Origin of the sequence: Bradyrhizobium sp. SRS-191, assembly GCF_024586915.1 — a bacterium.
In the GTDB taxonomy this organism is placed as follows: Bacteria; Pseudomonadota; Alphaproteobacteria; order Rhizobiales; family Xanthobacteraceae; genus Bradyrhizobium.
In genome coordinates this window covers 24,061-35,767 of record NZ_JANBVS010000025.1, presented here as the reverse complement: position 1 = coordinate 35,767, position 11,707 = coordinate 24,061, and the positions used below count along the sequence as shown (strand labels likewise).

The following is an 11,707-nucleotide window of genomic DNA, read 5'->3' as shown; positions in this document are numbered from 1 at the left end:
GAGAGCGACAATGAGTGAGAACGAGCGGGCGCCGATTGCGGCGGTCGATCCCGGGCTGATCGCGGCCTTCAGACAGATCCCGACGGCGGTGATCAGCGACAACCTCGAGCGTTTGCCGGGCGCGGCCGGCCTGAAGCCGTTCTATACGGGACAGGCGATGGCCGGAACCGCGCTCACGGTCAACACCGCGCCGGGAGACAACCTGTTCGTCCATCGCGCGCTCGATGTGATCAAGCCCGGTCAGGTGCTCGTCATCAATGGAGGCGGCGACGAGACGCGCGCGCTCGTCGGCGAGATCATCGCCGCGATCGCCGAGCAACGCGGCGCGGCCGGCATCGTGCTCGACGGCGCCATTCGCGACTCCGGTGTGCTGATGTCGTCACCGTTTCCGGTGTTCGCTCGCGCCGCCAATCATCGGGGTCCCTACAAGAACGGACCGGGCGCAATCAACGAGCCGGTCTCCATCGGCGGCCTTGTGGTTGCGCCGGGCGACGTCGTGGTGGGCGATGCCGACGGCGTCGTTGCCTTCGCGCCCCAGCGCGCTTCGCTGCTGCTCGAGTCGGCGCGCGCGCAGGAGCAGCGGGAGGCGGAGATTCTGGCGAGCATCCGTGCCGGCCGTTACCAGGGGGCCTACGGCAGGTAGCCGCCGGCGGCGAGCTTGGGTGCCTGACCCGAGGGACCGCATGCCCCTCCAAGCTCGGCGGATCGCACCATCGGCATGCGCAATGCGTCAGGCCGGCCCGCCGCCGCGCCGCGACGGCCTCGCCGACCGACCATCGACCGCACACCTGCCCGACGGGCGACTCACGTCCCCACGCCGCGTCTCTCACGCACGCCGCAGGCTCCCGCCTGCACCCGCCGCGCAATCCAGAGCCGGGCGCCGAAAAACTAATTTCGTCCGTCATCACAGTCACATGACCTCTGTCCAGTCGTCTCGCCAGAAATAAATGTATTTCGTCTTATACGAATTTGTGCTTGTATGCCCTCGTCCCGCCTCGCCAAGAGGGGCGCATCGCGATCGTCACGACGCGCGGGGTGGGATGCGGTGGGCGTATCGGCGCGCAGCATGGCCATGGGTCATGCGGACGAACGGGCCTGATGCGCCGGCGAAATCGTAGGGTCCTGGTCTCCCGACGCCGAGGCCAAGTTCGCGACAACGCTTTCGCGTTGCGCGGGTGACGGGGGCAAGAGAGCCGGTCCCCGGGGAGATGACGTATAAGCCGCTAAAACCATCGCGCGGGGAATGCCGGGATGTCTCGGCTGAACCTGTGGTGACTGCCGCCTGCTTTTTTTCTGCAGGCGGGCCATGGGTGCGGCCAGCGCCCGGCATTCCCCGCGCCCTCTGTTTGCAAGGGCGAAACGACCTGGACAGCTCGGACGCAACGGCGCCGCGAGGCCGCAATGCCACGCCGCCGGCACAAGAGCGGAGCAGTCATGAGATCAGACGGACCATCCCGCCTGCCCGGCCACCCCGGCCACATGGTCCGGCGCCCACCCCCAATGAACCTCCGCCAACGCGTCCCGATCCGCATCAGCCCGCGCCTCACGCTCTCGTCACACACGTTATTTAATTTTAAAACGCCACTTGCTGGGCAAAATTGGATTTAATATAAATTAAATCACGCGCCCGATCGATCATTTAAAGTCTCAGACAATCAAATCCTTGTTTTGGCAGGCCCCCGGACGGCTCCGACCTCCGAAGCGCAACTGATGAAGCTTCACGAACATGCTGCACAACCCAAACGCTAGCACGGTGGCCTTCACATCCCAGCAGGACCAGGGCTGGGAGCGCGCCGGTCCCGGCCCGTTCGACCTCGCGCTGGGCTTCCTGCGGCGGCGCTATCTGGTGATCGCGATCACCGCCGCCGCGTCGCTCGCAGCCAGCTTCGCCGTCCTGAAGATGATCCCCCCGACCTTTTCGGCTGACGTAAAGATCATGCTCGGCAGCGCGAAGCCGCCGGTCCTGCAGCCCCAACCGGCGCAGGACGACCCGCCGCTCGACATGGAATCCCAGATCGAGATCCTGAAATCCAAGTCGATCGCAACCGCCGTCATCACCAAGCTGAACCTCGCCGATGATCCCGATTACAGCGGCAAGGCGAGTCCGCTGCACGGCGTCGTGGACGCCATGCGCCGGCTGTCCGGCGCGGCACCGGAGCCGGTGACGCCGTCGATGGACGATCTGCTCGACGAATTCCAGCGCCGGATGAACGCATTCCGGATCGGCACCAGCACGGTCGTCGAAGTCGACTACAGTGCCAGCGATCCGCAGCGCGCCGCGATGATCGCCAACGCCATCGTCAAGGAGTATTTCGACCAGCAGGTGAAGGCGGAAGCCAACGAGCACCGGACCGTCACCGCCTGGCTGCACGAACGCCTGCAGGATCTCGGCAACGACGCCACGGCGGCCGAACGCGCCGTGAACGACCTGAAGAGCCGGCACAACATCATCTCCGCCGACGGCCGGTTCATGGACCAGCAGCAGGTCACCGAACTGACCAATCGCCTGGTCGCCGCCCGGACGCACGCAGCCTCGCTGATGACCAGGCTGAACCGGTTCGACGAGATGCTGGCGTCCAGCGGTTCCGACAAGCCGATCGACAGCTTTGCTTCGGTCTCGGACTTCTCTCCGGCCGAGCTGAGCGGCAATCTCAATCCGCCCGACGGCCTGTCTCTCAGCAATTCGAACAGCACACAGATCATCAACAGCCTGCGCCAGCAATATCTCGACAATGCGAAGCGGGAATACGAGTACGCCGCCAAGTTCGGCAATGATCATCAGGCCGTCGTCAACATCCGCGCCACGATGAAGAGCATCCGCCAGGCCATTCTCGACGAAGTGCGACGCCTCGCCGACGTTGCCCGGCACGATTATGCGGAGGCCAAGCAGCAGCAGCAGGAGATCGAAAAGCAGCTCGCGCAGGCCGTGGCACGGTCGCAGGACACCAGGGCCGCCGAGGTCAGCATCCGGGAGCTCGAGACCAGCGCCAAGGGATATCGCGCCCTCTACGACACCTTCCTGCAGCGCTACATGGGCTCGGTCCAGCAGGGTTCGTTTCCGATTGCGAAGGCGCGGGTGATTTCCGCTGCGACCCCGCCCAAGAAGAAGAGCAAGCCGAAGTCGATCGTGCTGCTGGGCATCGGCCTGTTCGGCGGCCTCGCGCTCGGCGGAGGGCTGGGGCTGCTGCGGGAATTCAAGGATCGCAGCTTCCGCACGACCAATCAGGTCGAAGATCGGCTGCGCCTGCCCTGTCTTTCGGTCGTGCCTCTGCTCAATCTCGCTGATGTCGACAGGGTCACCCGGGAAGCGGCTCTCAAGCTGCCCGCTACGACGCCGGCGGACGACGGCCAGCGCCTGGTGACGCGTGGTCCGGGGACCTGCTGGGCGGCCTCTGCCATGCCATCCTCACGTTTCGCGGAATCGATCCGTTCGCTGAAGGTCGCCATCGAGCAGGATCCGAGCCGCAGCTCGCGCAAGGTCTTCGGTCTCACCTCGGCGCTGCCCGACGAGGGCAAGTCCGTGATCGCCGCCTCGCTCGCCCAGTTGTTCGCCAGCTCGGGCAAGCGGGTCATCGTCGTCGATTGCGACCTCAGGAATCCGTCGTTGTCCGCCATGCTGGCGCCGCATGCCTGCGCCGGCGTCGTCGACGTCGTGACCGGCGCGCGCCCGCTCGAGGACGCGCTGTGGACCGATCCGGTGACGCGGTTGCAGTTCCTGCCGGCCAAGGGTGCCGCGAGCGGCAGCAGCGACATTCTCGCCAACGAGCAGATGCGCAGGTTGTTCGAGCAGTTGCGGGACAGCTATGACTACGTCATCGTCGATCTGCCGCCGCTTGCTCCCGTGGTCGATGCCCGCGCCATCTCCGGGCTGCTCGACAGCTTCGTCCTCGTGGTGGAATGGGGGCGGACGCCGGCGGACGTGGTCGAGCATGCCCTGAACACGGCGCCGAACGTCTACGACGCGCTGCTCGGCGTGGTGCTGAACAAGACCGACATGAAGGCGCTGAAGCGTTATGCCGATCATTTCGGCGACTACTACAACCACAAATACTACGCCCGCTACGGGAGCGTCATGGCGGAGTAGATCCGGGTGAGGCACGCCGCCGCGCGGCGTCCGCCGTAGCGGCGGTCCGCCCGAGGCTCAACGCTGATGCTCGGGACGGATGGAGGGATGCGCGATGCCGGCGCGCTCCAGCACGCCGCGCAGAGAGATGCCGAGGAGATAGCCGACCTGGACGGCGACGAGACCACCGATCCAGGGCAGTGCCGCGGAGAGGCCGCTCAGGATCGAGACGGCGATGAACTCCGCGAAGCTGATCGCGACGAGCGCCAGCAGCGTGCGAACCTTGAAGATCGCTCCGGCCACTGCTCCCGCTGCAAAATGAAGCGCGATCACCCACATCAATGTTCATGCCTCCTCGGCGTCGGCGAGAGGCTAGCGGCGATTGGTTAGCGATGAGCTAAGCCGCTGCGGGAGATTCGAACAAGCGCATGGGAGCAACACCGCACCGCGGAAAACGCCGCTACCGGCCACCCTGCGGTTGCAGCAACGGGGCCTGATGCCGCCAATGCGTGCTGTAGAGCCAGAGCGCGACCGTGACCACGATGACGTCGACGAGGCCCACCAGGGTCTGGCCGAGCACCTGCGGGTGAATTCCCCCGATCAGGAGCGCCAGCTTGACCGACTGGCGAACGACCTCCGACCCCAGGAACGCGATCAGCGAGTTCTGGCCGACATTGAGCACCAGCGACACCGCCGGCGACCGCCTGGTGCGCGCGAACATGGCCCACAGCAGCGCCATCAGCAGCGGCAGGGTCCACAACAGGTTGATGAGCTTGTCGAACCGGTACGGATACTTCTCGCCATTGCTCGGAAAGCCCAGCCACCCGTCGAGCAGCACCCCGAAGACGAAGACAGCCGCCATCGCCATGTAGAACGGCCGGCCGATCAGGCGGCCGCGGCGATGGAGGTCTCCGAGCCAGGTCCCGATCATCAGGAACAGCTGCATCTGCAGCGAGAACAGCAACAGGATCGCGGCCGGGTTCTCGAGCCCGCCGGCCTCGGTACTCGCGAACCAGGTGCAGACCACAAAGATGGCCGCCGACACCGCGAGCACGAGCGCCCTGTTGCGCTTGAACAGCGGCAGGATCAGCGGCAGCAGCAGGAACATCATCCCGTAGAATTTGAGGATGGTGATGCTGGTCGGCTCGGACTGGAACGTGATCACGTCGAAGATCGCCTGCCCAACCGGCTCGCGCTTCTTGCCCAGGACGGCCATGCCGATGGCAACCGGGACCGAGATCACGAAGTAAGCGGCGAGAACTTTCAGCCCGCGGCTGACGAGCTCCCCGTAGTGATCCTTGTGCAGGTAGACGTAGCCGACCATGAAGCCAGAGATCACGACGAACAGTTCCGCAAAGGGATTGAACTTCGTGAACAGATCGACGGAGTCGGGAAACACGTTTGCAGTGTGGTGATAGAACACGAACAGCATCGAGCAGCTTCGGTAGAAGTCGATCAGCACCTCGCGCCGTGTCTGTCCTGCCGCGCTCACCGCTCGTCTCCGCTACGGCAATCGGGGCACGACGGCGCGAAGGAACGCGCGGATCGCCGGGATGGTTCAAGGGCGGTCATGGAGATCCAGGCCGCCGAAATGGAAGATCCTCGCCAGCAGCGGGGAGACGCCGACGAAGGCAGCGCCGGACCCGTTCGCGGCCAACTGCTTCCTCAACATCAACAGCAGCCCGAGGAAGCGCGCATCGATGGCGCAGACATTGGAAAAGTCGAGCGTCACCGGCTTGCGGGCAGCAACCGCGGCCCGGAAGACCGGAATGGCGCGGTCGACATGACGCGCATCCGCGGGGCCCGACAGGCTCAGCGTGACCGCCCGCGTACCGTAGTCCTGGGTGATCGTCAGCGCCTCTCCCCGCTCATGCGTCCGCCGCATCCACCAGGCCCAGAACACGAAGGGCAGCACGTGGGTGACCACGAGGCGCAGCATCGCCGTGCCGTCATGCCAGTAGCGTCGCCAGAGATACGGCTCCTCCTTGATGCGCCACAGCCACTCCAGGCCGAGCCGGCGCAGGATCTCCGGCGCCCGCGCCACCGTACCGGCCTGGAAATTCAGCGCAGCCCCGAGATGGGCACGAACGGGAATCTCGAGGCGCTCATGATTGCGCTGAAGCCAGGACTGCCCCTTCTGACTGCTCAGGGACGCAACCAGAAAATCCGCACCGCTGGCATTGATCTCATTGATGATGTGATCCCGGCTCATTTCCTCGGCGGAGCAGTAGCCGGGGTTCGACCAGCCGACGCATCGCAGTCCGCTGGGCTGGCTGTTCAGCCGCCGCGCAGCCAGTTCGGCGGCCCCTTGCGGGCCTCCGAACAGAAACAGATTCAGCGCGCTCGCCGACCCCTCATCCGACTTCAGTGCATCGAAAATGTCTGCGCCGGCCGTGCGGCTCTTGATCGGAATCCCGACCAACCGGGCGATCCAGACCACCGGCATGCCGTCGACAGTGCAGAGGTCGCTCAAGATGAGCGACTCCCTGAAGCTCCGGTCGGACTGGCTCGCCACCAGGAAATTGAGATTTGGCGTGGAGATCAGATAGCGGGTCTTGCGGCGGGCGGCGTCGCGGATACGGCGCAGAACACCGCGCATGCCGATGGCGTCGACCGGCACACCGAGGACACAATAGACATCCCGCGCCAGGTCGTCGGGAACAGCAGAATCGGCCGTCGGCGTCTCGACCTCGGACCAGCCTCGACCCGCGCGGACGCGGTCCACGCGGTAGGAGGAGCGCCCCGCCTCCTGCAAGTCCTGCGTGGTCAGCATCGACCGCTCTCCCTCAATCCGCCTTGCTGCACGAGGATGCCGTGCCGGGGGGATCCCGGCCTCGCCATCGCCCTGCCTGAAGACGGCGGCCCCAAACCATCATTTAATTTTAAATCATCCGATCCATTTAATATGGTTTAATTGTGAATGACAAAGCATATTTTCGACGGGCTAGCAGCAAGACTCGCCCCATCTCATGAAATGTCTTTATTTAATTCGGGATCCAGACCATGATTATTCGGCTGCCGCTACGCAGCGTGCCGGACGTTCGATTCCGATGGTTTGAAAACAGAGCGCCAATGCCCAGAGTCCAGGCGACGACATTGACAGCGGCTGTTTCACCCCGTGCTCGCGGGGCGGGCTTCGACATCTTCGCGCTGATCCCGGTGCTGGCCTTCGCCTACTCCGCGCTCATTCAGCCGCTGATCTATTTCATGTTCCCACCGTCGCCGGGACTTCAAGGCCTGCTGGAAAGCCGCGTCGAAAACCGAATCTTCTGGCCGGCGCTGGCGGCCGTTGCCATGATCGTTGCGGCTCACCGGCTGGCGCGCGGCGGCCGCCTCGTCGTTCCCCCGAACATCGTCAGCCTCTGCGCCTATTTTGCTTTCGCCGGCGCCAGCATCGCCTGGGCGTTCAAGCCGGAATTCGCCTTCGTCCGCTTCGTGCAGGAGGCGATGGTGCTGATGGCCGTCGTGCTGCCAGCCTTGTTGTCGAATCCGCGCGCCGACATCCTGCGCGGCGCATTTCTCTGTTTCGCGGCTGGCGTGATCCTCAACGTCGCGCTGATCCCCGGCGGCTATGCGACCTATGCGCAATACGGCTCCGCGGTCGTCGACATCGGCTACCAGGGCTATTTCTCGGGCAAGAACCTGCTCGGCGAGTTCGCGGCGATCGCTTTTCTGCTGTCGGTTCACGAACTGCTGCACCCGGGCTTTCGTCGCGCCCTTGGCATCGTCGTGGCGATCGCCGCGGTCGTCCTGATCTTCCTCTCGAGTTCGAAGACGGCGCTCGGCCTCGCCCTCGTGGCCCCCGTCCTCGCCCTGCTGACGCTCCTGGTCTCCAGGACATTCCGGCTTGCTCCGGTCCTGATCCTCGCGGCTCTCATCCTCGGCTATTTCGTGTTCGGCGAGCTCGCCGGCTTCACCACGAGCCGCATCGCCTATCTGCTGACCGGGGATTCCAGCTTCACTGGCCGCACGACGATCTGGGCCTTCTCGGAAATGGAGATTGCGAAGCGGCCGCTGCTGGGCTGGGGGTATCAGAGCTTCTGGCTCGTCGGCGCGGATGCGCCGAGCATCACGGACGCACCCGGTTGGGTGAAAGCCATGCCGAACTCGCACAACGGCTATTATGACGCCATGCTGGAGCTCGGCTATGTCGGCTTCGCCTTCCTCATCGTATTCCTCGCAACGACCGTTCACGTCATCGGCCGCGTGATGGACCATGACTACAGGCGCGCATGGATCCTGCTGTCGGTCGCCTTGTTCGTCATGTCCTACAATTTTCTCGAAACGCTATGGCTGCGCGCCTTCGACGTGTCCTGGGTCGTGTTCGTGCTCGTGACCGTGGAAGCCGCGCGCTATTGGCGGCAGTCGCCGCTCACGATGCCCGGCCGGCAACCGGCAAGCGGGCGCTCTGCCCGTTTCGCTCGCGCACGCCCACTGTGGAAGCCGCGACTCGGCGTCCGCTGTTGAACCGTCCCTGGCGGGCTATCGTGACGTCGCTGGCGCTACCGCGAACGGTGTGCCCGCATCGAGCCGCGCCTTGGCCGGCAGCGTATGCAGCTTGGTATTGCCGGCCGGATCGACCCAGGGCCAGGAGAGATCGCCGAAGAACGCGGGCTTTGCGCTGAGATACAACGAAGGCGGCAAAGGCCGCGCTTGCAGCCCCTCAGTCCAGACAATCCTGTTGGTGAGATAATCGAAATTGCCACCGCGGATAACCGTCGCCAGCGTCTTCGGATCCGGCGCCATCGTCCATCGCTCCGGATCGTAGCCAAGCATCCAGATGTTGCCCGCTCCCCCCTGCCCCCAGCGTGCCGTATTGGCGACCATCGAGGGATCATCATAGCTCCACCCCCTCATGCGGCCGGATTGGCCCAGCACATTGCCGACAAAGGAATCCCACCACGATCCATAAGCGAGGCCGACAGCGCGGACGCCGGAACGATCGACGAAGCGCTGGCGCTGGCCGGTCAGATGATTGCGGAAGAAGGTCAGGTAGATGGCGTTGCCGTGCGTAAAGTCGCTGTCGGCGTTGTGGGACAGGTTGCCCTCGAACAGGACGTGGTGCGAGCCCGCCATGTGCGACGCGTTGATCCCGACCTCGACCCAGCCGGGATTGTCGAAATCGAACGAATCGTCGGCGTAGTTGTAACCGACGACGCTGCCGGCGCCGGACGAGCGGAACACCATGGTCTTGCAGACGTCGACGAGGATATTGTTCTCGATCAGGACCTCAGACGACCCCCAGGCAAGGCTGAGCGCATATCCGGCGCCGCCGGGCTGAGGCCATGAGCCTGCGTGAATGTAGGAGTCGCGCAGCTCGACCCTGAACGAATTGTTGATCGCCACGCCCTCGCCGAGCCACTGCGTGACCTCGATCGCCTTGGCCCATGAATAGGCCGCGGTCTCGAACCTCAGTGCTCCATCCGCGCCGCCGACGATGGTGAGATCCTCCACGCCCACATGGGCGACATGGATGTCGCGGTTGTTGGCCGCGTGGCCGGCGCTGTTCGGATCGGTGCTGTACGGGGTGAGCTGAGCCTGGTGGCTGGTGCGGTAACTGATCGTCAGCGGCGAGGTGAACGTCACCGTGGCTCCTGAGACCGATGCGATCTCCTTGATCTCCGAGGTCGCCCGGTCGGTCCGCGCGAACCACGACATCGATTTCGGCAGCACGCCCGGCATCTGATCATATGGACCCGAGGCATTCGCCGCGCCATTGTCGTCGCCCGGCTGCACCGGATTGTGCATGTTCCAAGCGACCCGGTCGCCTTGCCAAACTCTGGCGTTCGACGGAAAGCCGGATGGCGTCGCCTGCCACGACGCGCCGGAGACTTCGTCGAGCAGGACGATGTCACCCGGCCGCAGCTGCGCGGCAGTGGCCAGCGTAACGCTCGTCGCCCCCTGGCTGCCATCGGCCGCCAAGCTCCGCGAGGCGGTGCTGTCGGGGCCGTTATTCCATCGGGATGGACCGATGATGATGACGGGCTTGGGATCATAGGCGTACGAGCTCGGATCGACCGGCGCAAGAATCCCACTGGTGCCGGCGATGATCGCAGACGTTCTCATCCTTGCGCCGTTTGGCTTGACGAGCTTGGTCACACCCGCACCTGAGCCGCGCAGCGTCACTGGTCGATTGATCAATAGCGGCTCGCCGAGAATGAACGTGCCCGGTCCGAGCATCACCACCTGCCCGATCGGCGCGGCGTTGAGCGCCGCCTGGATCGCGGCGGTGTCGTCGGCGCCGCCGGGTGACAACGTTCGATAGATCACGGTGCGGCTCGGAATTCCGCCTGCTGACATCAGGCCCGGCGTCCAAGCGACCGCTCGATCTGCCGGCAACAATGTCGCGACCGATCCTGCCGGCAGCGATGGCGTCGCCGGCTCCGCGGCGTCGGCCCGGCAGCCGGCCGGGTGGGAGATCGCCAGCGCCGCCAGGAACGCCGCGCCGAGAGCTGTTCTGTTCATGACGCCCATGCCACCAGCCTTCCTCCGCGTCGGCAGGCTCAGCGCAGTCTGCCGAGGCCGCGCCGATTTAAAATCACCATGATTTTGACACGCGCAGCGACATAATATTAAATCGTTATTTAATTTATTGAAAGCCGGCCGGTCGCCGCGGCTTTCGACGGAGGAATTGAGACGTGACGCCATCGCGCCGCTACCTGCTGATCTCGCCGTGCCGGGACGAGGCAGATTATCTTCGCCGGACGCTCGACAGCGTGGCAGCGCAATCGGTGCCTCCCGCGCTGTGGATCGTCGTGGACGACGGATCCAGCGACGACACGCCGCAAATCCTCGACGAATACGCGCAGCGCCTGCCCTATCTGCGCGTCGTGCGGCGCGCCGACCGCGGCGGACGCAAGGTCGGGCCGGGCGTCATCGAGGCCTTCTATGCCGGGCTCGACACGGTGCGTCTCGAGGATTTCGACTATGTCTGCAAGCTCGACATGGACCTCGATCTGCCCGCGCGCTATTTCGAGCTGCTGATGGAGCGGATGGAGGCGGATCCGCGGGTCGGAACCACCTCGGGCAAGCCGTGGTTCGTCCATCCGCAGACCGGCGCGCTGGAGCCGGAGATCTGCGGCGACGAGATGTCGGTCGGCATGACCAAATTCTATCGTGTCGCCTGCTTCCAGGAGATCGGCGGCTTCGTGCGCCAGGTGATGTGGGACGGCATCGACTGCCACCGCTGCCGCATGCTGGGCTGGATCGCGGAGAGCATCGACAGCGAGGAGCTGCGCTTCATCCATCTGCGGCCGCAGGGCGCCAGTCACAAGGGCATCTGGACCGGCCGGCTGCGCAAGGGCTTCGGTCAGTATTTCATGGGCACGTCGCCGCTCTACCACCTCGCGGTCGCCGTCTATCACCTGCCGGCCTATCCCGCCCTGATCGGCAGCATGGCGATGCTGTGGGGTTACTTCCGGAGCTGGCTGAAGGGGCTGCCGCGCTACGACGATCTCGAATTCCGGCATTTCCTGCGCACCTATCAGCGCGCCTGCCTGCGCCTCGGCAAGCGGGCGGCCACGGCGCGGATCAATGCCGAGCGCGCAGCGCTGTGGCAGGCCACGCATCCCCTGACCGAGACCAGGTGATCAGACCCACGATGGCGGCGGTGTCGATTGGACATCCGCGAAGCTGAAATCCATC

The 11,707-nt window shown here is 64.8% G+C and carries 8 protein-coding genes; 4 read left to right on the top strand and 4 right to left on the bottom strand.

All coding sequences use genetic code 11. The annotated features are described in order from the left end of the window. Positions 1-10 precede the first annotated feature (10 nt). Positions 11-643, top strand: a complete 633-nt coding sequence (locus NLR35_RS30695; RefSeq protein ID WP_257170281.1) for an RraA family protein — start codon at positions 11-13, stop codon at positions 641-643. A gap of 1,083 nt (positions 644-1,726) precedes the next feature. Next, positions 1,727-4,084, top strand: a complete 2,358-nt coding sequence (locus NLR35_RS30690; RefSeq protein WP_306577812.1) for a polysaccharide biosynthesis tyrosine autokinase — start codon at positions 1,727-1,729, stop codon at positions 4,082-4,084. A 57-nt stretch (positions 4,085-4,141) separates the two neighbouring features. Here the strand turns inward: NLR35_RS30690 and NLR35_RS30685 are convergent, their stop codons facing one another. The 3 genes from NLR35_RS30685 to NLR35_RS30675 form a co-directional block, all read right to left on the bottom strand. After that, the gene (locus NLR35_RS30685; protein WP_257170330.1) at positions 4,142-4,402 is read right to left on the bottom strand and encodes a hypothetical protein; all 261 of its coding nucleotides are present in this window, start codon (positions 4,400-4,402) and stop codon (positions 4,142-4,144) included. Between the two features lie 121 nt (positions 4,403-4,523). Then, positions 4,524-5,555 (bottom strand): OpgC domain-containing protein, encoded by a 1,032-nt coding sequence (gene opgC / locus NLR35_RS30680; protein WP_257170279.1) that lies wholly within the window; start codon positions 5,553-5,555, stop codon positions 4,524-4,526. A 66-nt stretch (positions 5,556-5,621) separates the two neighbouring features. Beyond that, positions 5,622-6,836 (bottom strand): WecB/TagA/CpsF family glycosyltransferase, encoded by a 1,215-nt coding sequence (locus tag NLR35_RS30675; protein ID WP_257170278.1) that lies wholly within the window; start codon positions 6,834-6,836, stop codon positions 5,622-5,624. Between the two features lie 323 nt (positions 6,837-7,159). Here NLR35_RS30675 and NLR35_RS30670 point away from each other — a divergent pair, with 323 nt between their 5' ends. Continuing rightward, positions 7,160-8,530, top strand: a complete 1,371-nt coding sequence (locus NLR35_RS30670) for an O-antigen ligase (protein ID WP_257170277.1) — start codon at positions 7,160-7,162, stop codon at positions 8,528-8,530. A gap of 15 nt (positions 8,531-8,545) precedes the next feature. On the opposite strand, the gene NLR35_RS30665 is transcribed toward NLR35_RS30670, so the two are convergent. Beyond that, positions 8,546-10,711: a glycosyl hydrolase family 28-related protein gene (locus NLR35_RS30665; protein WP_257170276.1), complete on the bottom strand. Its 2,166-nt coding sequence runs from the start codon at positions 10,709-10,711 to the stop codon at positions 8,546-8,548. Between NLR35_RS30665 and NLR35_RS30660 the strand changes: the two genes are divergently transcribed. Next, complete coding sequence (locus NLR35_RS30660) at positions 10,702-11,652, top strand: glycosyltransferase (protein WP_257170275.1); 951 nt, start codon at positions 10,702-10,704, stop codon at positions 11,650-11,652. The two genes, NLR35_RS30665 and NLR35_RS30660, sit on opposite strands and share 10 nt — an antisense overlap. Positions 11,653-11,707: the final 55 nt, after the last annotated feature.

Bases quoted from the DNA above. Each gene is read 5' to 3' on its own strand.
- NLR35_RS30675 (WP_257170278.1), bottom strand. From the start codon at position 6,836: ATGCTGACCACGCAGGACTTGCAGGAGGCGGGGCGCTCCTCCTACCGC.
- NLR35_RS30695 (WP_257170281.1), top strand. From the start codon at position 11: ATGAGTGAGAACGAGCGGGCGCCGATTGCGGCGGTCGATCCCGGGCTG.
- NLR35_RS30685 (WP_257170330.1), bottom strand. From the start codon at position 4,402: ATGTGGGTGATCGCGCTTCATTTTGCAGCGGGAGCAGTGGCCGGAGCG.
- NLR35_RS30690 (WP_306577812.1), top strand. From the start codon at position 1,727: ATGCTGCACAACCCAAACGCTAGCACGGTGGCCTTCACATCCCAGCAG.
- NLR35_RS30665 (WP_257170276.1), bottom strand. From the start codon at position 10,711: ATGGCGTCACGTCTCAATTCCTCCGTCGAAAGCCGCGGCGACCGGCCG.